Raw genomic sequence first — 22,899 nt, forward strand, 5'->3', positions numbered from 1 at the left:
AGCTCGCCGGATTCAACGGGACGAAGGCCCTCCTCGTCTCGGGCGCGCTACGCAACTCCATCTCCGTCGTCGTGGAGGGCGACGAGGCCTTCATCGGCGTGTCGCGCACCGCGAAGAGCCCGGACGGTGAGTCCCTCGTCGACGTGGCGCAGTTGCAGGAGTACGGAGGCCCACCCGTCGTCATCCCCATGACGCCGAAGATGCGGCGCTTCCTCTTCGCGCTGCTGCGACAGGCCGGCCTGGCCGGCGAGTCGCGTAACAGCGGCAGGGGCCGCGGCGTCATTGTGACTCAGACGCCCGCGCGGCCCTTCCTGCGGCCGGCCTTCGCACGCTTTCGACAGGGCGCCAGTCGCCGCTTCCTCGCGCGCGTCGCGAAGGAGCTGGGCCTCGGAGGGCCCGGGTAATGGCCGTCCCCTCTCTCACCTCCGCGACGCCCTCCTCGGGGCCCACCAGCGGCGGCGACATCCTCCGCCTCGCCGGCACTGGCTTCGCCGCGCAGGTCGCCGTGCGCCTGGGCGGACTGCGCGCAGAGGTGCTCGCCGTCCGTGAAGAGGCAGGCACGGCCTACGTGGACGTGCGGACGCCGACCCACGAGGTGGGCACCGCCGACGCGGAGCTGCTCAACCTCTCCGCGGACGGACGCCCCATTCCAGGCGAGGCCGCTGCCCTTCCGGGGGCGTACCGCTACCTGCGCCCACGCGTCGCGAAGGAAGCGGACCTCACCCGCCTCGTGCGCACGCTGCTGCGCGAGCTGAAGCGCCAGGTGGTGGCCAACGTCAGCGCCAGCGTCTCCGTCGACTACGACGACACGGTGGCAGACGGCCTCAACGTCATCGCCATGGCCGCGCTGCCCTCCGTGGTGCTGTCAGGCCCCACGATGCGCGAGAGTCGTCGCTACTCCACCAACGTCTTGCACGAGGACGTCGTGCAGGGCCCCTCCGGCGCCGAGTTGGTGCGCAGGCGCCCCGCGTACACCGTGGATTTGGCCTTCACCCTCACGGTGGCCTCCGAGCGCACCGCCGAACTCTTCAACCTCATGGCCGCCGTGGCCACCTTCCTCAACCGCAACCGCTGGCTGGCCATGCCGAGGGACGCCGAGGACGCCTCGCGCGGCACCGTCCGCTGGGAGATGGACGCGGACGGCGAGGTGCGCACGCAGCTCGGCAGCCGCGACGACGTGCGCGCCTTCACCTGGGGCTTGGTGGTGCGCGGCTTCGACGTGGACTCGGGCCTGCCCCTCGACATCGGCAAGGCAGTCGCCGGGACGCACCTCGAAACGGACTCTCTCTCTGGAGGCACCTCATGAGTGTCACCCTCACCAACGCCCTGGGCAGGCTCGTCACCTTCCTCCTGCCCCATGAGTCGTACTGCGTCGCGCGCGGCGAGTGCGCCTGCGGCGTGCAGCCAGGCCGTGGCGGCCGACGCCTGCCCTCCTCCCTCACCCTGGCCACGGGTGTGTCGCTGGAGGACGTGCCCGAGGCCACTCTCTGCGTGCCCGCGGTGGCTGCTGCCATTCGCCGCGGCGAAGTCGCCCTGCAGCGGCAAGCCCCCACGGCCCCGCCGTCGTCGCTCCCCTCTGCCGCGCCCGAGGTGTCGGCGCGCGTGTCCCGCAAGAAGCGAGGTGCCTCATGAGTCGTGAGCTGCTGTCGTCGAAAATCGTCGTCGAAGAGGAGGAGCCGCGCGTCCGTGGCATTCCCTCCGTGCCCACCTCCGTGGCGGGTGCCATCGGCCTGGCGGAGCGAGGCCCCATCGGCCAGGCCGTGCTGTGCACGTCCTTCGAGGAGTACCAGGCCACCTTCGGCGGCTTCACACCAGACTCGGACCTGGCCCTCGCCGCCATGGGCTTCTTCGAACAAGGCGGCAGCCACCTCTGGGTGGTGCGCACCGTTCACTACGAGGACGTCTCCGATTCCGAGTCGCACACGGCCACGCCTGCTGCGGCGGCCCTCACCACGGGCGGCGGGCCCACGCCCGCTGTCGTGCGCGGCACCTTGCGTCCCCCCTTCACCCTGGCCAACGGCCAGCGCCTGGAGGTGTCCGCCAACGGCGCCGAGGCGGTGGACGTCGTCTTCTCCGGCACCGCGGCTTCCGTCTCCGCGGGGCGCCCTGGGCCCTATGCCCTCACCGCAGGGCAGTCGCTCCGGGTGCGCGTCGACGACGGGCGGGACGTCTTCATCCTCTTCAGCGCGGAGGACTTCGACAACATCACCCAGGCCACCGCCCAGGAGGTGGCCGCCGTCCTCAACGCGGGACTCATCGGCGGACGCGCCACCGTGGAGGCGGGTGTGCTGAGAATCGCCAGCGACACCCAGGGCGCCTCCAGCCGCCTGGAGGTGGGCGACGCGGTGGCCAACACCGTCTTCGGCTTCGCGGGCGGCCCGCAGGTGGGGAGCGGCAACGTCCAGAGCCTGCGCGCCGTCGAGCTGGCCGAGGTGCGCGCCCTCGTGGAGGCGGCGGTGGCGGGCGTCCGTGTGGCCCCCTCCTCCCTGGGGGCCCTGCAGTTGCTCACCCAGTCCACGGGGCCTGGTGCCTCCTTGCGTGTGCAGGGAGACGCGGGCTCCGGCCTCGGACTCGACGCGCTCCTGCACACGGGCAACGCCTCCGGCGCCTCCGACGTCCTCCACCTGGAGGCGAAGGACGCGGGCGCCTACGCCAACCGCCTCGAGGTGGAGGTGCGGCCCCCGACGAATGGCGCTCCCGACACCTTCGACGTCCTCGTCCTCGAGGACGGCGCCTACCGCGAGTCCTTCCCCAACCTCTCCTCGGCCCAGGGCGACGCGCGCTACGTCGAGCGCGTCCTCAATGACGAGCGCACCGGCTCCACCTACGTCCGGGCCTTCATGGTGCAACCGGACGCGATTCCGGACGAGCAGACGGTGGCCCTCTCGAGCGGCGAGGACGGCCTCGTCGGCCTGGACGACACGGACTTCATCGGCTCGGAGGCCGGCCGGAGCGGTCTTTTACGCGCTCGACGAAGTGCAGGACCTCTCCCTTCTCCTGGTGCCCGGTCGCGCCACGCCCGCCGTCCACAACGCCATGGTGCGCTACTGCGAGGTGGCGAGAGGCGGCCTCGTCTTCGCCGTCCTCGACTCGCCCGCGGGCTACAGCGCCACGGACATCGTCTCCTACGTCTCGCAGGAGGCCGCCATCGAAGGGCTCTCTGAGCACGCGGCCCTCTACTGGCCCCGCGTCAAGGTGCTCAACCCCGCCCGCGGCGTCTTCGGCAACGTAGAGCAGCTCATCGTCCCGCCCTCCGGAATCATCGCTGGCGTCTTCGCGCGCAACGACGGCGCGCGCCCAGGTGGTGTGTATGAAGCACCCGCCGGCATCGAAGCCGGGCGCATGTTCGGCGTCCTGGGCTTCGAGTCCAAGGAGACGTTGGAAGAGAAGAAGCGGGACGTCGTCTACCCCCGCCGCATCAACCCTCTCACCACCGGGCCCGGCCTGCCGCGCTTCATCGACGGCAGCCGCACGCTGAAGGCCAGTGGGAACTTCCCCTACGTCGCTGAGAGGCGCGGGGTGTCCTTCATCGAGCGCAGCGTCAAGGCAGGGCTGCAATTCGCCCGGCACCGCAACAACACGGAAGGGCTGCGCGCTCAGGTGCGGCGCTCCATTGCCACCTTCCTCCTCGCACAGATGAAGAACGGCGCCTTCCGCAGCCAGGAGCCCGCCAAGGCCTTCTTCGTCGACGTCTCGGACGCGCTCAATCCGCCGTCCGTCGTCTTCGCCGGCAAGCTGGTGGCGCGCATCGGGCTCGCCACCAACAAGCCCGCCGAATTCATTGTCCTGCGCATCGCCCAGGACACCCGCGCCCTCGAAGCCGAGCTGGCTTCGGCGGGCTTGTAAGGAGACTGGCCATGGCCATCATCGGGCAACCGCGCAGCTTCCATAAGCGCTTCAAGTTCCTCTGTGAGGCTGACGGCCTCGGGCACTCCGGTTTCCAGAAGTGCAGCGAGTTGTCCGTCGAGGTCGCCAACGTCCAATACTTCGAGGGCGGCAGCCTCATCCCCAACAAGTCGCCGGGGCGTCTCACCTTCTCCGACGTCACCCTCGAGCGCGGCGCCACGCAGGACCACGAACTCTTCGACTGGTTTCAGGACGTCGTGCACACCACCAGCGGCCTCGGCCTGCCGGACAGCCTCTACAAGCGCAACCTCGACATCGTCCAGCAAGACAGGGACGGCACCACGCTGCGTCGGTGGAGCCTCTCCCGCGCCTGGCCGGTGAAGTTCGTCGCGGGTGAGTGGGACAACGAGTCCGATGAAAATGTCATCGAAAGCGTCACCCTCACCTACGACTTCTTCGAGCTGGCCAAGTAGGACTCAGCCAGCGACGTAGCTTCCATGGGCCTTGCACGCGGGCGGGCGTTCCCATTCAGAAGGGGCGCCCGCTCCGCCCATGAGCGGACGAGCTGAGTCACGAGCGTGACTTCGGCGCAGCGAGCACAAAAGTCCTCGCTCGTTCCCCGGAGTCCCCCACCGAGAGTGGGGGCTGCGACTGTCGATGTCCCCGATTTGCCGCCCGAAGCCTTTGTCCTTTCCGGAGGCAGGACGACATGGCGGACATCATCTCATGCCCCTCGGGGCTGACGGGCCGTATTCGGGGCATGCGAGTGCGGGAGGAGCGCGTCCTCGCGGACAGGAAGCTGGCGAAGAGCGGCGGCCAGGTGGATGAGCTGCTCTCCGCATGTTGGGAGGAGCTGCTGGAGGCAGGCCCCTACGCCTTCGCCGACGGGAAGGTGGATTGGGGCCAGGTGCTGCAGGGGGACCGCTTCTTCGCCCTGCTCCAGGTGCGCGTCCACACCTACGGCCCCGAGTACGTCTTCGCCGTCCCCTGCCAGAATGCCGCCTGCCGCGCCCGCATCGACTGGGAGCTGGATTTGACGCAGCTCCCGGTGCGCGTCCTCTCGGACGCCAGCCGCGCGGCCTTCATGGCCGGCAACCGCTTCGAGACGAGCCTGCCCGACGCCGGCAAGCGCGTGCGCTTCAAGCTGCTGACGGGGGAGGACGAGCGGCGGCTGCCGCAGCTCCAGCGCGCGGCCCCCGAAAAGTTGCTGTCCTCCGTCCTCGCCTACCGGGTGCTGGACGTCGACGGTGTGGATGCGCGCGACAAGCGCCGCTTCCTCGAAGACTTGAGCCTGCGCGACGCGGACTTCCTCGTCGACGAGTTTGACGCCGTCGACTGCGGCGTGGACACGACGCTCGAAGTCGAGTGCCCCGAGTGCTTCATGCGCCAGGAGGTGGAGCTCCCTTTCGACCGGGGTTTCTTCCTTCCGGGGCAAGCCCGGACAGCGAGGCGACGGGAGCGCTCCACCTCTTCCCCGGCGTGACGCTGGAGACGTGGCGCGAGGGCCTCTTCCAACTGTGCTGGCACCAGCACGGCGGCAGCGGCCTCGCAGTTCCTCTCGGTGACGCCTTGGAGCTGCCCACCTCGGACAGGGACTGGCTCCTTGAGCGCATCGGCCAGCAACGCAGTCGCGAGGCGAAGGCCTTGGAGAAGTCCGCGAAGCGGAGGTAGCGCGTGCTCAACAACCTCGGCCTGGGCTTCGTCTTCACGGCGAGGGACTTGGCTTCCGGAGTTTTCACCCAGCTCGAGGTGAACTTCACGCGCCTGGACAAGCGAGTGGGGTTGGGCACCGCGCGCATTGAGGGCGCCTTCCAGCGGCTCGGCGTCGCCATGGCCCTCTTCACCGCGGGGGCCGTCACCATCGGCGCGTCGCTGTCCCTCGCCAACGCCGCCGGTGAGTTCGAGCAGGCCGTGGCGGGCGTGGCCGCCGTCTCCGGCGCCTCGGCGGAGGAGCTGCGGCAGCTACGTGACGCCGCCCTCGAAGCAAGCCTCTCCACGCAATTCACACCCACCGAGTCCGTGATGGGCCTGCGCGAGCTCACCCAGGCCGGCTTCACCGCCGTGGAGGCCATGAAGCTGCTCGAGCCCGTCCTGGATTTGGCCGGAGGCTCGCTGGGGGAGTTGACGCCCCAGGGTGCGGCCGGCCTCGCGTCGCAGGCGATGAAGGCCTTCGGCATCTCCACCGACAAGGCCTCCCTCTCCGTCGACCAGATGCTCCAGGCCGTCAACGTCTTCGCGCTCAGCGCGAATGAGCTGCCCCTGGCCCTGGGCACCGCTGCCCGAGGCGCGCAGGCACTCAACCAGGAGCTGCCCGAGACGCTCATCGCCCTGGGGCTCGTGAAGAATGTCGTCCCTGGCGTGGAGCGTGCGTCCACCGCCGTGGCCGTCGCCATGGAGCGCATGGCGGACCCGGAGGTGCAGCAGCGGTTGCGCGGCGTCGGGGTCGCCGTCACTGACGCTGGCGGCAACTTCCTCAGCTTCCTCGGCATCCTCGACAAGCTGTCCCCCGCCCTCGAGCACATGACGGAGGCGCAGCGCAGCGCATTCCTGCTGAAGACATTCGGCCGCGAGGCGCTCGGCGGTGTGAACGCCATCCTCACGCAGCTCACCGACGGCGTTCGCAAGCAAACCGGCGAAGTCGTCCGAGGTGCCGCGGCTCTTGAGTACCTGCGCGATGAGTTCACGAATGCAGGCGGGACAGCCGAGAAGTTCCGCCAGCAGATGTTGGACACCTACGAGGGACAGAAGAAGCTGCTGGCCGGACGCATGAATGCGCTGGCCATCGTCCTGGGGGAACCGTTCGACGAGGTGTTGAAGCCCCTCGTCGCCCTCGTCGCCGACGCTGTGAAGCAGGTGCTGGGTGTCTTCCAGGCCCTGCCTGGCCCGGTGAAGCGCGCCCTCGCGACATTCACCTTGGCGGCCGGGAGTGTCATCGCCCTCGTCGGCGCTGTCATCTCCGGCCAGGTGGGCCTGGCGCTGCTGGTGGTGGGCCTCAAGGTGCTGGGCCTCACACTGGGCGGCCTCCTGGCCACGGTGCTTCCGGCCGTGGGCGCTGTCGTCCTCCTGGGCGTCGCCGTGGCCGGCCTCGCCTACGCCTTCCGCCACAACCTCGGTGGGCTGGGCGACTTCGTGCGGCGTGTGCAGGCGCAGGTGATGCTCGCCTTCCGCGGCCTCGTCCAGCTCTTCGAGGACGGGGGCTTCTCCGGCGCGGTGCGAGAGGAGTTGGGCCGCGCCGAGAATGCCGGGCTGAAGGACTTCCTCATCAACGTCTACCTGTGGGGCCATCGCCTCCACAGCTTCTTCTCCGGTATCGCCGACGGCTTCTCCTCCGGACTCGAAGCCGCGCGCCCCACCCTCGAAGCCTTCCAGGCGACGCTAGGGCGGGTGGGCGAGGCGCTGGGCTTCCTCTCCGAAAGGGACGACGCGGCCACCGCCGCCGCGAAGTTCGCCGCGTTCGGCGACGCGGGGGCCACGGTGGGCCGCGCCCTCGCCCGCGTCTTCGACTTCGTCGTCCTCGGCATGACGGCCGGTGCAGAGGTGGCGGAAGGCCTGGCGGGGCAATGGCACTACATGAAGGCCGGCGTCGACGTCCTCCTGGGCAGCCTGGCACACCTGGGCCGCGTCCTCGGCGGGGCACTCTCGGGCCTTTTTGGCACCACCTCCGCTGTGCAGCAGGGCACCAGTGGGTGGACGCTCATGGGGGAAGCCATCGGGTTTGCCATCGGCAACATCACCACCGTCGTGGGCGTGTTGGTGTCCGCCGTCTCCCTCGTGGTGTCGGTGGTGGGGGGCATCCTCAACGCCGCCCTGGCGGCCTTCTCCGGCATCGTCGACGTCTTCTGGGGCGTGGTGTTGACGCTGAGCGGAGCCCTCACCGGCAACTGGGCCGAGGCGTGGACGGGCCTGAAGCTCATCGTCTTCGGCGTGGTGGACGCCATCTCCGGCGTCCTCTTGGAGTTGGTGGGCGCCATCCTCGGTGTCGTGGACGCCGTGGCGAGCCTCTTCGGCAAGGACACCGGCCTCCAGCAGGCGATGCGGACGGCCCGGCTTACCCTCCACCGGGACTTGTCCGTCGCCTTCGGCCTCGAGGACTCGCCCGACGCTGCCCCTTCTCCTGTCACCTCCATGGCCTCCACCTCGCCAGTGGAGTGGCCCCTGGAGTCCTCATCCATGCCGGCGGTGGCCGCCCTCCAGGCCTCACTGTCCCAGGCGGAGGTGCTCTCCTCGGAGCCTGCCCCTCTTTCGAGTGCGCCCGTCCTCGTGAGTGTCCAGGTGGACGGAGAGGTGCTTGCCCAGGCCACGGCGCGCGCTGAGAGGGACGCCGCCTCCCGCAGCTTCTCTCCCATGGCGTCTTACTGAAAGGCAGGCCCCGCGTGCCCTTCGCTGCTGGCCTCGCCCGTCCTCCTCGCTGCGTGCTGGTGAATGTCCTCACCGGCGAGGCCATGGAGTGCCTCTTCAATCCCACCCAGTTGGTGGAGAAGCTCCAGGTGAACTGGAACCGCCTCGCGGTGCCGGGCCTCTCTCACCAGGTGCTCCAGTTTCAGGGCACCTCCAACCGGCAGCTGTCGGGCGTCGAGTTCTACCTGGACGCCTTCTTCGCCTCCCAGCAGGCCGACACGTCCAACATCATGGCGTTCCGCGCCTTCGTCCGCGCCCTCACCGTGCCCCCGGCCGGTACCGAGGGCGTGCTGGCGACGGCCCCCCCGCGCGTCCTCGTCCTCTGGCCCGGCGTCCTCTCCGTGGAGTGCGTCGTCGCCAGCGTGGAGTTCCAGTACCGCCAGCTCGCCGTCGACGGACGCGTCCTCGTCTACACCGCCACCGTCACCTTCGAGGAGGTGTTGGACACGCGCGTCACCTCCGAGCAGCTCCGCCAGGAGGTGCCGTAGTGGCCCCTCACGCCGGCAGCCGCTACTCCTTCTCCCTCGGCCTCCGGGACGAGGCTGGCCACCTCTTCCTCACCGAGAGAGTCCCCTACGGCTTCCAGCCGCACGTGGACACGCGCGTCCACCTCGTCGCCGAGGGCGACTCCCTCTGGGGCCTCGCCGGCCGCTACTTCGCGCCCCTGCCGCGCGCCTGCGGCTTCTGGTGGGCCATCGCCGACTTCCAGCCGGAGCCCATCATCGACGCGACGCTGGAGCTGGAGGCGGGGCGGCGCGTCTACATCCCCTCGCTGCGCGTCCTCACCGACGTCATCCTCAGCGAGCAGCGGCGGAGGGCCAGCGAATGACACGGCCCCTCGACAGGAGCGCGCCTGGCGTGCGCCTCACGCTGCTGGCACACGAGAAGGCCCGCGGCGGTGAGCCTCTCTCCCTTGAGGGGCGCGTCCTCGGCCTCACCTTCGAGGACTCCGCCACGAAGGCCGACAAGCTGTCCCTCCAACTGGACAACTTCGACCTGGCGCTCTTCGACAGGGCGGAGCTGGTGGGCGGCACGGTGCTGGAGGTGTCCTGGGGCTACCCGGGGCTCATGGCTCCTCCGCGACGAGTGGTGGTGAAGAAGCTGAAGGGCTTCCAGGTGCTCACCGTCGAGGGACAGGCCCTCAGCGCCCTCATGCACCGCGAAGCGAAGACGCGCACCTGGAAGGGCAAGACGCGCGCCCAGGTGGTGCGCGAGGTGGCCTCCGAGTACGGCTATGAGGAGGACTCCATCCACGTCGAGGACACCGGAGAGTCCTTCGACACCATCCACCAGGCCGGGGAGACGGACGCGAGGCTCCTCCGGCGCCTGGCCGCGCGGGAGGAGTACCAATTCCACGTCGACGACAGGGGCCTCACCTTCGGCCCGCGCAACCAGGCCGCAGCACCCACCCATGTGCTGTGGTGGTACGCCGACACAGGCCGGGGCGACATCCTCTCTGTCAACGTCGAGTCGGAGCTGGGCCGTCGAGTGGGCAAGGTGGACGTGCGCGGCCGGGACGCCATGGCCAAGAAGAACATCGAGGCCCAGGCGAGCAGTGGCACCGTGGAGCGCACCACCCTCGCGGACTTCCTCGAGGTGGTGGACAAGCGCACGGGCACCACGTCCCTGCAGCTTCGCAACAGCACCACCAGCGTCCAGCCCACCTCGGCATCGACACCCGCCCAAGCCCAGCGCGAGTCCGAGGCCCGCTTCCGACGCGCGGAAGCCGGCACCGTGAAGCTGTCCCTCCAGGTGGTGGGCAACCCCAGCCTGCGCGCGAAGTCCGTCGTCGAGGTGCGCGGCATCTCCAGCTTCCTGTCCGGGAAGTATTACGTCACCGAGGCCAAGCACGTCCTCTCCTCCTCCGGCTACACCACGGACTTGAAGCTGTCGCGTGACGGCACGGGGCAGCGTCAGCAAGCCAGCGCCGAGAAGCAGGGCCAGCCCCAGGGCGGACAGCCCAACACCAGCGCACCCGAGACGACTGGGGCACTGAAGGAAGTCGAGGCATTCGAGAGGGACACCGGCACCCGGTACATCGAGTACCGCCGCGACGGGCAGCCCATCGGTGTCGAGGACCCCGAAGCAGGAATGAGTCTCCCCAGGTAGCGAGCCCACCATGAGCCCCTTCGACGACGACATCCTCACTCACGACACGCGCCTGCTCGGCATGTACGTGGGCTACGTCACCAGCCGCGACGACGGGGAGCAGCTCGGCCGCGTCCGCGTGTGCATCCCCGGTGTCCTCGAGCCCGAGTCCGCCTGGGCCTGGCCCCTGGGCACCTCCGGGGGCGGCGCCAAGGACACGGGCTTCTTCGCGGTGCCGCACGTGGGCGCTGAGGTGGCCGTCTTTTTCAACATGGGCGACGTCGACGCGCCCTACTACCTCAGCGCGCACTGGGGGAAGCCGGGCGGCCAGAGCGAGGTTCCCGAAGAAGCCCAGGTGTCCCCGCCCGACAACCGCGTCCTCGCCACGCCCACCTTCCGCGTCGAGTTGGACGAGGCCGCGGGGAAGAAGAAGCTGAAGCTCACCAACCGGAAGACGGGCGACTGCCTCACCTTCGACGCGGAGCAAAACACCGTCACCCTGGAGGCCACTACCGCCCTCACCCTGCGCGCGGTGGGCGCCATCTCCCTGGAGGCGGCTCAAGTCACCATCGCTGGCCGCGTCGTCCGCCCCATCGCCGAGCCGATTTGAGGAAGCCCATGGCGCTGCCCATCTGCATCCACATCCCCCCGCTGCCCGAGGCGCCCACGCTCACCCTGCCCGGCGGCGCCACCTTGCAGCACCACCAGCTCCTGCAGGCCGTCCAGCCGGCCCTCGCGCCGCTCACGCCCCTCTTCGACATCATCGGAGCGGTGCTGGCCCTCGTCGAAGTCGTGAAGGCGATACCTGACGCGTTGGGCCCTCCGCCGGACCCGACAGCCATCGCCGCGGCCCTGCCGAAGCTGGCCGAGAAGGTGTCCAAGCTGCTCCGCCTCGTCCCCCAGCTCTCGGTGCCGTACACGGTGGTGGGCGTCATCGACATCGTCCTAGGCGAGCTGGGCCATGCCCGTGGCCAGCTCCTGCACCTGCAAATGCGCCTGTCGAGCGTGGCACGGGCCCGACTGCGCGCCGTCCAGATTGGGGACGCGGGCCTCCTCGCGGTGGCCGGCTGCGCGGAGGCCAACGTCGCCCAGGAGGCCGCCAACGTCGGCAAGGCTCTGGCCGCCCTCTCCCAGCTCATGGCCCTCCTCAACGTCTTTCTGGGGCTGGTGGGCGGCCCCCAGGTGCCGGACTTCTCCAGCCTTGAGGGAAGCGCGCTGGAAGAAGCCATTGCGCCTCTCGACGCCATCGTCCGCACGCTGCAGCAGGTGCGCGCGGCCATCCCCATTCCGTGAGGACGTCATGAGTCGAGCCCGCCAGAATCTCCTCGTCCCCTTCCGCCGGGACAGGAAGCGCGACTTCGCCGTGGGCTCCGGGGCCGAGCTGCTCAGCTCGAAGGTGCGGCAGGTGCTGCTGACGGAAGGCGCCACCCCTCACTCCACCGGCGAGCTGCCTTGGCGCACCAGCTTCGGGGCCGGACTCTCGCGCCTTCGCCACCAGCGCAACGACGCCGTGCTGGCGGAGCTGGCACGCGTGTACGTCCGTGACGCCCTCGCTCGCTGGCTGCCTGGAGTCCACCTCGTGCAGGTCCGCGTTGAGCAGGGCTCAGCAATGCTGACGCTTCGTGTGCGCGTGCGCGAGCATGACGTTGAAACCATTGTGGAAATCGCCCCACTCGACTTCTAGCTCGGCGTTCTCGCTGCCCATGTACCTTGCGATGAGGATGGCGCTCTCGATTTCTGCTGAACAAGGAAGCAGTATTGGCACATGACACGCTCGCGAGTGACATCCAAGGGCAAGGCCCACAGCTTTGGAGGGGACTGGACCGAGAAGAAGCTGGACGTGCTCAAGCACTACCTCGTGGCGTACACGACGGCGCTCAAGGATAAGCCGTCTGCCAACAACGCGTTCCGCAAGGCGTACATCGACGCGTTCGCGGGTACCGGCACGCGTACGGCGCGTGAGCGCGACACGAGCAGCGCGCCGGACACGTTGCTCTTCCCCGACCTCAACGAGCCTGCACCACAGAGACTCCTCGAAGGTTCAGCAAAGCTAGCGCTGCAGGTCGAGCCTCGGTTCGAGAGCTACATCTTCATTGAGCGAAGCCACGAGCGCTGTCAGCAACTCAAGGCCCTGAAGCAGGAGTTCCCCGCGCTCGCCGACGACATTGTCGTTCGGCAGGGTGAAGCGAACGCGGAGATCCAGAAGCTTTGCGCGCCGCTCAATGCGTGGAAGTCGCGGCGCGCAGTGCTGTTCCTCGATCCCTACGGCATGCAGGTCGAGTGGAAGACGATTCAGGCCATCGCGGCGACAAAGGCTATCGACCTGTGGCTGCTCGTACCGCTGGGCATGGGCATTAACCGAGTGGCAACGAAATCGGGCAAGATCCCCGACCCATGGCGCCAGCGCATGAACGCCTTCTTCGGCACGAAGGACTGGTACGACGAGTTCTACAAGGTTGAGACGACGCCCACGCTATTCGGTGATGCCCAGGCCCAGGTCAAGGCGCCGATGGATGTTATGGCCCGCTACTTCAACAATCGCCTGAAGGAGGTATTCGCAGGCGTTGCAGAAAAGCCAGGAATGCTCCGGAACTCAGCGAACAATCCGCTGTACCTCCTCTGCTTCGCAGTCGGCAATGAGCGCGGCAAGAACGTCGCGCTGCGCATTGCCAATCATCTACTCAAGGAGGCTCGCTAATGGCCCTCGGCTCCGACATTGAGTGGACCGAGTCCACATGGAACCCCGTAACGGGCTGCAATAAAATCAGCCCCGGCTGCAAGTATTGCTACGCGGAGCGCATGGCGAAACGACTGCAGGCGATGGGGCAGCCGAACTACAAGGACGGATTCAAGCTCACACTGCAACCGAAGATGCTGGAGCTGCCTCTTAAGTGGAAGAAGCCGCAGACGATCTTCGTGAACTCGATGAGCGACCTGTTCCACGAGGACGTGCCACTTGAGTACATCCAGCGAGTCTTCGACGTCATGTGCCGCGCCTCCTGGCATCGCTTCCAGGTGCTCACTAAGCGCGCCGACCGCCTAGCGGAGCTGAGCCCGGAGATCGACTGGCCCAAGAACGTGTGGATGGGCGTGAGCGTCGAGAGCGCAACTTATGTTGGTCGCATCGACGACCTGCGCTCGACAGGCGCACACGTGAAGTTCCTGTCACTCGAACCGCTTCTTGGTCCGCTGCCGAAGCTAAAGCTCAAGAACATCGATTGGGTCATCGTCGGTGGCGAGTCGGGCCAGCGTGCGCGTCCTATGGACCCGGCGTGGGCAATTGACATTCGCGACCAGTGCGCTCGCGCTGACGTCGCTTTTTTCTTCAAGCAGTGGGGCGGCAAGAATAAGAAAAAGGCGGGGCGCATCCTCGACGGTCGCACCTACGACGAGATGCCGGAGGCGACTCCGCTTCCCGTTGTGAGTGCACCACGCGCCGCGCGCTCCTTGCCAATCATGGGCTAACACAATTCGGTCGATTCTCAAGATGCGCTGCGGATCTACGAGGGGAACCCTCCTCAGCGAGCGTCCGAAGTGATAGGGTGACACTAAATCCTGTTCTCGTCTCACTTTCGTTGAGGAGACTCCATGGACAAACCCCCTCCTTCTGACGCTCTCGCTCTGATTGAACGCAAGAATGAAATCCAGGGAGAGTTCTGGAGATTGCGCCCGGCTTGCCCTGCCTGCGAGAGAGCGATGACGGTCAGGGATGGCCCCCATGGCGAGTTTTGGGGCTGCCCTGGTTACCCGAAGTGCAAGAAGACTGAAGCCCTCTCGCTTGAATTTAGAGAGAAGCGAGAAGAGGTGCGTAAGCTCGTTGGTCGGAAGCCACCGTTCTTCTGAGGAAGACTCATCCGATTCACCAGCGACGACGGCCACGCTGTGTAGGTGTTCCTATTGCCCGCACGATCCAACGCATAGAGCCCCTCGCGACCAGCACTCCATCGTGGTCGTGCATGTAGGTCGCTGCGCACCCGACATCGACGCGACACGTCGCTTCATCGAGCGGCTGCGCGTGCACGACATTCGGGTGTTCAGAATCTTCCTCGGATAGCGAGGCGCGCCGACCTCCGGCGACTTGAGCCTCTCATGCGGCGAGAGGGAGGCCCGAGCAGCGTTCGCCATTTGATGTCCCCTGAAGAAGTGGGCCCAAGGCCTTTGCCTCCCGGTGGAGGCCTTCGCCGACGTGCCACTTCTTCCCGCGTCTACCGACTACACCCATCGCGACTTCGACGCCCTGCGCGCGCGCCTCATGGCGCTGGTGAAAAGCGTCTTCCCGGACTGGACGGACTTCGACGTCGCCAGCTTCGGCAACCTCCTGCTGGAGATGTACGCCTTCGTCGGTGACGTCCTCGGCAGCTACCAGGACAACCTCGCCCGCGAGTCGCGCCTCTCCACCGCCACCCAGCGCCGCAACGTCATCGCCCTGGCGCGCATGCTGGGCTACCGGCTTCACGGCGCCCAGGCGGCCACGTCCGAGGTGGAACTGCGCGTGTCCCAACCTCCCACAGCCCCTGTCACCTTCCCCGCCGGCATCGTCGTCCGCACCCAGGAGGTGACAGAGGCCGTCCGCTTCCAGCTCCTCTCGTCCGTCACCATTCCGGCCGGCGCCAACCCGCCGCGCGTCCTCGCGGTGGCTGAGCACTCGAAGACGCACACCCAGCTCTTCGATTCCCGCGGCCTCGCCGACTTCGAGGCGCACCTGGACTTCGCCCCCTACCTCGACGGCTCCGCCCGCGTGTCCACCGCCCAGGGCGCCTTCATCGAGGTGGACACCTTCCTCAACTCCCGCGCCTCCGACGCCCACTTCCTCGTCTCGGTGGATCAGGGAGACAGGGCTACCGTCCGCTTCGGCAACGGCACCAACGGCCTGCCACCCGCCGGCACCGTAGCGGTGGTGTACAAGACGGGCGGCGGCGCGGCCGGCAACGTGGATGCGGGGCGCCTCGTCGTCGTGGAGGGCAGCTTCCGGGACGCCCACGGCCACGCGGCGCAGGTGTCCGTCCACAACCCCGCCCCCGCCTCGGGTGGCGCGGACAGGCAGACGGTGGCCTCCGCGAAACTGCTCGCCCCCGAGAGCCTCCGTGCCCCAACGCGCACCGTCTCCCGTGAGGACTTCGAGATTAACGCCCGGCGCCTGCCCGGCGTAGCGCGCGCCCTCATGCTGACGTCCAACGAGGACGCCACCATTGGGGAGAATGCCGGCATCCTCTACGTGGTGCCCCAGGGCGGCGGAGTTCCCACGCCCGCGCTCAAGGCCCAGGTGCTGAGACAGGTGACGGAAGTCTACCCCTGCACCCTCACCTTCCAGGTGGCAGTCCAGGAGCCGGTGTACCGGCGCGTGGACGTCTCCGCGCGCCTCTTCGTTCGCCAGGGCGCTTCGGCCCAGGACGTCGCCTCGCGCGTCCGCCAGGCGCTCGCCGTCCACTTCCGGGTGAGCGAGCCGGACGGCACACCCAATCCGCGCATCGACTTCGGCTTCAACCTCAAGGACGCCCAGGGCTTCCCCGCCGGAGAGGTGGCCTGGTCGGACGTGTTCAACGTCATTCGCGATGTGCCCGGAGTGCGGAAGCTGGGCGACGCGCGAATGGACCTGACATTCAACGGCCTGCCCGCGGACCTGAAGCTGACGGTGCGGGAGCTGCCGGTGCTGGGCAGCGTCACGCTCCAGGACGGCGATACCGGGGGAATGCTCTGACATGGCCCTCCTCAACCCCAGCTTCGAGGACGCGGGCGCTCGGCCCGGCGAGGCTGCGCACTGGACGCTGGCGGCGGTGACGCGCCTCGAAGCCCTTGCGGGCTTCGGTGTGCCGGAGGAGTCCTGCGAGGACTTCGAGCGCTGGTACATCTGGCGCGCCGCCCTCTCCGACGTCTCCGTGGCCCTCGCCTTCTTCGGCCAGCGCGACGGCTTCGAGGACTTCTCCCGAGGTTGGGACAACGACGGCTTCCTCTTCGAGCTGCCGCCCGCGCAGCTCGTCCCGCACCGCTTCGAGGGGAACGTCGTCGAGACGTGGGGCCAGGGGCCCTTCCTCACGGACTGGGTGGACGCAGCTTCCGTGGAGGGCCTCTTCAGCGAGTCGCCGCGGGAGGATTTCGAGCAGCACTGGCACACCAACGAGGCCTACGCCTGGCGCTGGGAGGACGTGACGGCGCGCGGGGCCCTCTTCAACACGACGCAGCCCACCGAGGACTTCGGCACCGGGTGGCCTCTGGCCGCCACACAGTGAGGACACCATGGCACTCGCAGACTGGACTTACCTCAACGGCGGACTGGACATCGCCACCGTGGACAGGGGCGTGACGGCGGGCATTGCCCGTCCCCCGGGCGGCGGCAACTTCCTCTTCGCCTTCAACTCCCTCGCCGCCGCGCAGGGCGCAGTGGGTCTCTTCGCCAACCTGCCGGACTTCGCCCCCATGGCCAAGGGAGGCAGCATCCGCGGCTGCATTCAACGAGGGCCAGGAGGCGGCCCCACCGGCTTCTCCCCCTTCCTCTTCCTCTGCGGCCAGGGCACCTCCGTCAACGACTCCGCCTACCTCCTGGGCCTCTCCGACGACGAGCCGCATCGAGTGGTGCTGCGCAAGGGTGCGGTGACCACGGGCCTGCCCGACGCGGATGGGCCCGGCGTCCTGCTGAAGTCCTCGGCCAGCTTCACCCAGGGCACCTGGCTACACCTGCGGCTGGACGTCGTCGTCAATGCCAACGGCGACGTCGTCCTCAAGGCCCTCCACAATGACTTGGCCGCGCACCCGCTCGGTACGCCTCCCGACTGGCAGCCCGTGCCGGGCATGGCCGACTTCATCGACGACGCCCTCGGCATCAACTCCGGCAGCCAGCCCCTCACCTCCGGCCGGGGCGGCTTCGGCTTCGCGGTGAAGGACGTCACGCGCCGCGCCTATTTCGACTCGCTCGAGTTGTCCCGGCAGGTGTGAAGCCCATGGCCCTCACCGCCTTCACCAGTCGCCTGGGCCTGGGGCAGGGCCGCATCCGGCCCCAGCAGGCCACGCCCGCCTCGGGCGAGTACCTCTTCGTCCTCGGCGACGAGGAGCCCGGGCGCCGATTCGAGTTGGCCCCCGGGGACTTCGCCGAGGTGACGCAAGCCGTGGACGTCACCGGCGTGGACCTGGTCCGCGCCGCCTTCCGCCTCCGTGTGCCTTCAGCAGCCCCGGCGGGCCTGGCCTGGGAGGCGTCCCTCGTCGTCGACGGCGTGAAGTACGCCCGCTGCCTCGGGCGCCCCGGCCGCGAGCGCCTCGTTACGGACATGGCCGCCAACGTCTCGAAACTCTCCGGCGTCCACACGGTGGGCGTCCGTCTGGAGCTCGTCTCCCCGTGAGGAAGCCCCATGGCCACGGTTGAGCTGCCCGCCCTCTACGTTGACACCGTCTCCCTCTTCGCCGAGACGCGCCACCCCCTCCTCCTCAACCGCGCTCCGGGCCCAGGGGAGGAGGACGTCCCCGTCGACTCCGCGCTGGAGCTGGAGCTTGTGGACGTCGGCGTGGACGGCGTCGCCCGGGCGGCCACCCGCGTCTGGGTGGGTGGAGTCCTCGCATTCGAGGGCGGCACCAGCGCAGAGGTAACGCCCGCCTTCGCGGGGCCTCTGGCGGAGGTGACGCAGACAGCGGACACGTTGCGCATGGTGCTGCACCCGGCGGTGCCGCTGGCCAGCCAGGCCTCCGTCTCCGTGCGCGTTGTCTCCGCCACGGCCGGCGGCGCGCACCTCCTCGACGAGACGTACACCTTCACCGTGGAGGACAGGACGGCCCCCCGTCTCGTGGGCGCCCAGGCCCTGGCGCCGAAGTCGGTGCGCCTCGCCTTCGACGAGTCCGTCCGGGTGCCGCCCTCGGCGCGCTTCACCTTCACGCCTCGCGGTGCGCCCGCCGTCCCAGTCGCTTCCCTCGAGGCCGCGGCGGAAGGCCCCCTCGTCCACCTCGTCCTCGACACGGAACTGACGCCGGACGTGGTGTACGAAGTGCGCGTGGAGGGCGTGACGGACGCGCGCGGCAACCCGGTGCTCGCCCCATACCACCGCGCCACCTTTCCTGGCTTCCGGCCAGCCCGGCCGCCCTCCCGGAGCTTCCAGCTCTGGGACATGCTGCCCCGCCACAACCGCCGCGACGACGTGACGGGCGACCTGCACCGCTTCATCTCCTGCCTCCAGGAGGTGACGGACTTGCTCCTCTCTGACTTGGACGCCTTCCCCGACGTCTTCGACCTGGAGCGCGCGCCGGAGTCCTTCCTGGACGCCATCCTCCAGGACCTGGGCAACCCCTTCGCCTTCGAGTTGGACGTCCTCGCCCGGCGCCGCCTGGCCGCCATCCTCGTCGAGATGTACCAGCAGAAGGGCACCGCGCTGGGCCTGCGCAACGCCATCCGCTTCTTCCTCGGCATCGAGGTGCGGGCCATCTCCCCCTTCGCCTCGGACACCCTCGTGCTGGGCGAGTCCGAGCTAGGCGTGGACTGGGTGCTGGGCCCCTCGGAGCGCTTCGCCCGCTACGCCTTCAACGTCGAGGTGGAGCGTCTCCTCTCGCCCGCGGAGCGCCAGCGCCTGCGCACCCTCGTCGAGTACCTCAAGCCCGCGCACACCCACTTCGTCGACCTGGTGGAGCCCCTGCCGCCCATTCTCCCGGAGCACTGGGAGCTGGGACTCAGCGAGCTGGGCGAGACGACGACGCTGCACTGACGTCCGCCCGGCATGTCCCCGATTTCTCGCGCCCTGCCTTTGCCTTCCTCTGGAGGGCACAGGCATGAGCAACCGGCTGGACTTTTTCTTCAGGCAACGTGTCAGCGAGGCCGAGCTGGATTTGGCCTTCGCGCAGTCGGAGCAGGCGGACCGAAACCTCGCCTCGGACTTGGGCGTCCACGGTGTCATCTCCGGAGCCGTGCCCGCGCCGCACGCGCCCGTGCCCAACCTCTCCGTCGATTTGACGGCCCCGGCGCGCGCCTACGACAACCTCGGCCAGCGCATCTTCTTCGGCACCGGACAGACGGTGGACTGCGCCGTGGACGTCTCCGGCATTCCCACCGACGTCTCCACGGCCGGCAGCGAGCGGTGGGTGGGCATCTTCCTGCGCTTCACCCGCCTGCTGTCCGAGCCGCGCACGGACGGCAACTCCCAGCAGGTGTACTTCCGTCGCGACGAGTCCTTCGAGTTGGTGGTGCGCCAGGCACCGGAGGGCCCCGTCGGCCTGGCGCCCAAGCCCGCCCTCCAGCCCGACGAGCTGCTGCTGTGTGACGTCCGGCGGCGCCCCGGGCAGACGCAGATTCTCGCCGCGGACTTGGACGCCTCTCGCCGCCAGGCCTTCATCTTCGCCCGGGGCACCTCGGTGGCCGTGGAGAGCGGCACCTGGGACGTCCTGAGCCCCAGCGCGGACACGGTGCAGGCGACGCTGGACGAGGTGGACGCCGAGCTGGCCGGCCACTTCTCCGGCGCCGCCCGGCGACACGGGGCCGGTGCCGTGGACTACGCGCCCCACGGCTTCATCACCTCCACCAACGTGCAGGAGGCCGTGGACGAAGTCGCGAACAAGCTCTCCACCGCCGCTGCTGGCACCCCAGGCGCCTCCCGTGTCGGCGCGGACGCGGTGCCCGGCACGCCCAACCTCCTGCCGGCAGGCACCGTGGACGCGCAGCTCTCCTCGCTGCTGGGCTTCCTCAACGCCCACCAGGGCGCGGCCACCGGGGCCCACCACGCCAGCGCCATTGGCGCCACACCCCACGGCTACGTCAGCGGCACCAGCGTGCAGGCTCAACTCCAGGAGGTCGTCACCCGCCTCGGAGAGACGACGGCCGGAAGCCCCGGTGCGTCTCGCGTCGGAGGAGACGCGCTGGCCGGGACGCCCCACGCCCTTCCCGCCAGCAGCCTGCGCCAGCAGGTCGCCGCGCTGCTGGGCTTCCTCAACGGGCACCTCACCCAGTCCGCTGACGCTCACGCGGCCTCCGCAGTCTCTGTCGCGGACGCGGGTAACCTGCTGACGGCAGGCACCGTCGAAGCGGCCCTCGCGGAAGTCCTCTCGGCCTTCAGCGGCGGGCACTTCCGCGGCAACGAGGCGGCGGCGGCCCAGCACAAGGCCATCCTCCAGCCCGTCCTCGGCGCCGGCCGCGTCCTTCTCCTCGACGCCCAGGGCGCGGGAGGCGTCGCGGCGCGGCTGCGCCTCTACGCCGACAGCGACTCGGTGTGGTTCACCCTCAATGCCGCCTGGAATGGGAGCGCCTGGGCCCGCGACACCACCGGGGCGGCGGCGGGCGGTTTCCGCCTCTCACGCAACGAGGCCGAGTTCCTCCATGACGCCAGCCTCACCGCCACCTTCGCCTCGTGGACGCGCACGTTGCGACTCCCGCTGAGTAGCACCACCAGCAACACCTCCTTCGAGTTGGCGGGCAGCGTGCGCGAGGTAGGCCGGCTGGGCCTCCAGTACAGCAACAGCGACACCGTCGCGCACGACAGCCTGTCCGGCGGCGGCTCGGTGACGTTCCGCAGTCGCTTCCCCACCGCGCCCTCCTCCATCACCCTCAGCCCCTACGCCACCAGCGGAAGCTTCGTCGGCAACCCCACCGTCATGGTGCCAGACAGAGACGGCTTCGCCTTCTACAGCCACCAAACCCTCCCAGGCCTCGCCGCGACGTACTGGTTCGGCTCGTACACCGCTGTCGCGTGAGGACTCCCATGGCCATCCACGAAGTCACCGCCGAGGACGTGCTTCAGCGCTGCGCCCGGTGCGGCAGCGGCAATCGCCTCTCCCTCGACTCCCTGGAGGTGGGCGTCGCCCGTCGCGAGGACGTGGATGACGGCCTCGTCCAACTCCCTCCCTGTCCCACCTGCCGCTCCACCGAGTTCCTCATCCGCGCCGCCGAGAGCGAGCCGGCGCATCCGGCGCCAGGCAGCTTCGGGCACCTGCACCGACTCCTCGTCGGCCATGTGCATGCAGAGCTCGTCCAGCGCGGACGCCTGCATACGGTGCTCAAGCCCAAGGGGGGCGGTGCCGGCAAGGTGGTGGTGCGGCCCCTGTCTCAGGAGGCTCGCGAGCGCTGGTTCCCCCAGGGCCTCCGAATCGCGGTGCCCCCCGACGAGCAGCCCCGCACCCCGGGAGAGTCCAGTCAATAGGCATACACTGCCAGCAAAAACCCCTGCGCCCGTCATGCCCAGGGGCGTCCCGAATCCCTCTCTCCTCGACTTGATATGTCTCGAAGACAGAGCGTGTATGTCTTCGCGCGCCGCCCAACTGCGCGCCAGGGAGACACCTATGGTTATCGGCACCGACACCACCTACCTCGGCAACGAAATCCCCGGCCTCCGGGGGCAGAAGGTCCGCATCTTCGCGGTGTTGCGCGGCGGCCTCCGCCCAGACGCCAACCCGGACGCGGACGACTACTACGTGAATGACGACGAGAAGCTGGCGCGCCTCGGGGGCGTCACGGCCGAGGACTGCATCGACGCTGCTCCCATTCACCCGGGCGGAACCACCTCCTTCGTGCATGTCGACCCGCGCGCCGTCGACTTGGAGTGCTTCGCGCACCTGCGCAATCCCAGCGCACAATGACTTGCCATACGCGCGAAACAGAGCGCGTATGTCTCACGCGCGCCACCCAAGGCGCACGAAAGGACAAAACAATGACACCCCGCAAGCCCCGCCCCGCCAACGCCTCGAAGCCCACTCCGGCGCCCGAAGAAGTCCTTGAGCGCATTGCGCGCGAAGAGATGGGCATCGAAACACTAAAGAAGCGCTGGAGCGACAGCCTCGACTTCCACAACGTGGGGGTAGGGGAACTGAGGAATGCCCTCGAAGCGGCCTACCAAGCCGGCAAACGCGACGCCGGCAACAGCCCCGCCGTCGCCCCGTAGCACCTCGGACTCTCGCCCAAACCCAGCACTCAATGACTTGCCATACGCGCGGACCAGAGCGCATATGCCTCACACGCGCCTGCCCAAGGCGCACAGGGAGGACGAAACAATGGCACCCAGCAAGCCACGCCCCAGCAGCCCCTCGAAGCCCGCCAGGGCGCCCGCAGAAACCCTCGAACGCGTTGCGCGCGAGGAGATGAACATTGAAACACTGAAGACACGCAACAGCGACAGCCTCGACATTCACGAAGTGGCGGTATGGCAACTGAGGGATGCCCTCGAAGCGGCCTACCAAGCCGGCAAGCGCGACGCCAGCAACACCCCGACGAAGTAGTCCCCCACCAAAACCGACGCCCCGCGCAGCGGGGCAGCAGAGCAGCGCACGAGGGCCGCCGGGCCACCCTCGTGAACGGCAGACGTGCACCCACGGCCCGGAAAGGAAAACACCACCATGCCCCGCACCGCCGCACCGAAGACGAAGACGAAGAAGCTGGAGTCCATGAACCTGACGGAGCTGCGCGCCCGGTACCGCGAAGTCCTGGGCGAGGAGACGCGCAGCCCCAACAAGACGCACCTCATCCGCCGCATCGAGGAAGCACTCGCCGCGAAGAAGCGGAGAAGCCCCACCCACCGGGCGACGGCCGCCACCCCCAGCGCGCCTCCGGCACCTGCCGCACGGGCCGACACCCCGGCCGAGGGCACGCAGCCTGCCCCCCGTCGCGGGCGCTTC

At 68.8% G+C, this 22,899-nt stretch carries 28 protein-coding genes and 1 pseudogene; all 29 read left to right on the top strand.

Features of this window, described 5'->3' with window-relative positions; genetic code table 11:
* The coding region (locus HUW62_RS32520; protein WP_176436608.1) for a hypothetical protein at positions 1 to 404 on the top strand (404 nt) is incomplete at its 5' end.
* Positions 404 to 1,306 carry an IPT/TIG domain-containing protein gene (locus HUW62_RS32525; RefSeq protein ID WP_176436609.1) on the top strand — a complete coding sequence of 301 codons (903 nt, stop codon included), beginning with the start codon at positions 404 to 406 and terminating at the stop codon, positions 1,304 to 1,306. The genes HUW62_RS32520 and HUW62_RS32525, both read left to right, overlap by 1 nt.
* The gene (locus HUW62_RS32530; protein WP_176436610.1) at positions 1,303 to 1,632 is read left to right on the top strand and encodes a hypothetical protein; all 330 of its coding nucleotides are present in this window, start codon (positions 1,303 to 1,305) and stop codon (positions 1,630 to 1,632) included. Before HUW62_RS32525 ends, HUW62_RS32530 begins: the two co-directional genes overlap by 4 nt.
* Entirely contained in the window at positions 1,629 to 3,164 is a 1,536-nt protein-coding gene (locus HUW62_RS50120) for a phage tail sheath protein (protein ID WP_368670521.1), read from the top strand. The genes HUW62_RS32530 and HUW62_RS50120 overlap by 4 nt, the downstream gene beginning before the upstream one ends.
* Positions 3,055 to 3,846, top strand: coding sequence for a phage tail sheath family protein (locus HUW62_RS49135; RefSeq protein ID WP_368670522.1), 792 nt, complete (start codon positions 3,055 to 3,057; stop codon positions 3,844 to 3,846). The genes HUW62_RS50120 and HUW62_RS49135 overlap by 110 nt, the downstream gene beginning before the upstream one ends.
* A gap of 11 nt (positions 3,847 to 3,857) precedes the next feature.
* Complete coding sequence (locus tag HUW62_RS32540) at positions 3,858 to 4,319, top strand: phage tail protein (protein ID WP_141593132.1); 462 nt, start codon at positions 3,858 to 3,860, stop codon at positions 4,317 to 4,319.
* Between the two features lie 236 nt (positions 4,320 to 4,555).
* Positions 4,556 to 5,329 (top strand): hypothetical protein, encoded by a 774-nt coding sequence (locus HUW62_RS32545; protein WP_176436611.1) that lies wholly within the window; start codon positions 4,556 to 4,558, stop codon positions 5,327 to 5,329.
* Positions 5,326 to 5,517, top strand: a complete 192-nt coding sequence (locus tag HUW62_RS32550; RefSeq protein WP_120616995.1) for a hypothetical protein — start codon at positions 5,326 to 5,328, stop codon at positions 5,515 to 5,517. The genes HUW62_RS32545 and HUW62_RS32550 overlap by 4 nt, the downstream gene beginning before the upstream one ends.
* Positions 5,518 to 5,520: 3 nt before the next feature.
* Complete coding sequence (locus HUW62_RS32555) at positions 5,521 to 8,205, top strand: phage tail tape measure protein (protein ID WP_176436612.1); 2,685 nt, start codon at positions 5,521 to 5,523, stop codon at positions 8,203 to 8,205.
* A gap of 14 nt (positions 8,206 to 8,219) precedes the next feature.
* Positions 8,220 to 8,732 carry a peptidoglycan-binding protein gene (locus tag HUW62_RS32560; protein WP_176436613.1) on the top strand — a complete coding sequence of 171 codons (513 nt, stop codon included), beginning with the start codon at positions 8,220 to 8,222 and terminating at the stop codon, positions 8,730 to 8,732.
* A complete protein-coding gene (locus tag HUW62_RS32565; RefSeq protein WP_176436614.1) occupies positions 8,732 to 9,073 on the top strand; it encodes a hypothetical protein in 342 nt (113 codons plus the stop codon). The genes HUW62_RS32560 and HUW62_RS32565 overlap by 1 nt, the downstream gene beginning before the upstream one ends.
* Positions 9,070 to 10,353, top strand: coding sequence for a phage late control D family protein (locus HUW62_RS32570; RefSeq protein ID WP_176436615.1), 1,284 nt, complete (start codon positions 9,070 to 9,072; stop codon positions 10,351 to 10,353). The genes HUW62_RS32565 and HUW62_RS32570 overlap by 4 nt, the downstream gene beginning before the upstream one ends.
* A 10-nt stretch (positions 10,354 to 10,363) precedes the next feature.
* Complete coding sequence (locus tag HUW62_RS32575; protein ID WP_176436616.1) at positions 10,364 to 10,942, top strand: phage baseplate assembly protein V; 579 nt, start codon at positions 10,364 to 10,366, stop codon at positions 10,940 to 10,942.
* Between the two features lie 8 nt (positions 10,943 to 10,950).
* On the top strand, positions 10,951 to 11,625 hold the full coding sequence (locus HUW62_RS32580; RefSeq protein WP_176436617.1) for a hypothetical protein: 675 nt from the start codon (positions 10,951 to 10,953) through the stop codon (positions 11,623 to 11,625).
* A gap of 7 nt (positions 11,626 to 11,632) precedes the next feature.
* Positions 11,633 to 12,016 (top strand): GPW/gp25 family protein, encoded by a 384-nt coding sequence (locus HUW62_RS32585; protein ID WP_176436618.1) that lies wholly within the window; start codon positions 11,633 to 11,635, stop codon positions 12,014 to 12,016.
* Positions 12,017 to 12,097: 81 nt separating this feature from the next.
* Positions 12,098 to 13,030, top strand: coding sequence for a three-Cys-motif partner protein TcmP (locus HUW62_RS32590; protein ID WP_176436619.1), 933 nt, complete (start codon positions 12,098 to 12,100; stop codon positions 13,028 to 13,030).
* Complete coding sequence (locus HUW62_RS32595) at positions 13,030 to 13,797, top strand: DUF5131 family protein (RefSeq protein ID WP_176436620.1); 768 nt, start codon at positions 13,030 to 13,032, stop codon at positions 13,795 to 13,797. The genes HUW62_RS32590 and HUW62_RS32595 overlap by 1 nt, the downstream gene beginning before the upstream one ends.
* A gap of 123 nt (positions 13,798 to 13,920) precedes the next feature.
* The gene (locus HUW62_RS50125; RefSeq protein WP_176436621.1) at positions 13,921 to 14,175 is read left to right on the top strand and encodes a topoisomerase DNA-binding C4 zinc finger domain-containing protein; all 255 of its coding nucleotides are present in this window, start codon (positions 13,921 to 13,923) and stop codon (positions 14,173 to 14,175) included.
* Positions 14,176 to 14,500: 325 nt separating this feature from the next.
* Entirely contained in the window at positions 14,501 to 16,030 is a 1,530-nt protein-coding gene (locus tag HUW62_RS32605; protein WP_176436622.1) for a baseplate J/gp47 family protein, read from the top strand.
* Between the two features lies 1 nt (position 16,031).
* Positions 16,032 to 16,559, top strand: coding sequence for a hypothetical protein (locus HUW62_RS32610; protein WP_176436623.1), 528 nt, complete (start codon positions 16,032 to 16,034; stop codon positions 16,557 to 16,559).
* A 7-nt stretch (positions 16,560 to 16,566) separates the two neighbouring features.
* On the top strand, positions 16,567 to 17,262 hold the full coding sequence (locus HUW62_RS32615; protein ID WP_176436624.1) for a hypothetical protein: 696 nt from the start codon (positions 16,567 to 16,569) through the stop codon (positions 17,260 to 17,262).
* Between the two features lie 5 nt (positions 17,263 to 17,267).
* On the top strand, positions 17,268 to 17,663 hold the full coding sequence (locus HUW62_RS32620) for a hypothetical protein (RefSeq protein WP_176436625.1): 396 nt from the start codon (positions 17,268 to 17,270) through the stop codon (positions 17,661 to 17,663).
* A 9-nt stretch (positions 17,664 to 17,672) separates the two neighbouring features.
* Complete coding sequence (locus HUW62_RS32625) at positions 17,673 to 19,010, top strand: phage tail protein (protein WP_176436626.1); 1,338 nt, start codon at positions 17,673 to 17,675, stop codon at positions 19,008 to 19,010.
* Positions 19,011 to 19,074: 64 nt separating this feature from the next.
* Positions 19,075 to 20,985, top strand: a complete 1,911-nt coding sequence (locus HUW62_RS32630; protein WP_176436627.1) for a hypothetical protein — start codon at positions 19,075 to 19,077, stop codon at positions 20,983 to 20,985.
* A gap of 8 nt (positions 20,986 to 20,993) precedes the next feature.
* Positions 20,994 to 21,431: a hypothetical protein gene (locus tag HUW62_RS32635; protein ID WP_176436628.1), complete on the top strand. Its 438-nt coding sequence runs from the start codon at positions 20,994 to 20,996 to the stop codon at positions 21,429 to 21,431.
* Positions 21,432 to 21,570: 139 nt separating this feature from the next.
* Positions 21,571 to 21,867 (top strand): hypothetical protein, encoded by a 297-nt coding sequence (locus HUW62_RS32640; RefSeq protein ID WP_176436629.1) that lies wholly within the window; start codon positions 21,571 to 21,573, stop codon positions 21,865 to 21,867.
* A 71-nt stretch (positions 21,868 to 21,938) separates the two neighbouring features.
* Positions 21,939 to 22,169 carry a hypothetical protein gene (locus HUW62_RS32645; RefSeq protein ID WP_176436630.1) on the top strand — a complete coding sequence of 77 codons (231 nt, stop codon included), beginning with the start codon at positions 21,939 to 21,941 and terminating at the stop codon, positions 22,167 to 22,169.
* A 109-nt stretch (positions 22,170 to 22,278) separates the two neighbouring features.
* Positions 22,279 to 22,503: a hypothetical protein gene (locus tag HUW62_RS32650; RefSeq protein WP_176436631.1), complete on the top strand. Its 225-nt coding sequence runs from the start codon at positions 22,279 to 22,281 to the stop codon at positions 22,501 to 22,503.
* 117 nt (positions 22,504 to 22,620) lie between these two features.
* Positions 22,621 to 22,899 (top strand): annotated as a pseudogene (locus tag HUW62_RS32655) (DUF2924 domain-containing protein); the annotation flags it as partial.

Origin of the sequence: Myxococcus sp. AM011 (genome assembly GCF_013372595.1) — a bacterium.
Lineage (GTDB): Bacteria > Myxococcota > Myxococcia > Myxococcales > Myxococcaceae > Myxococcus > Myxococcus eversor.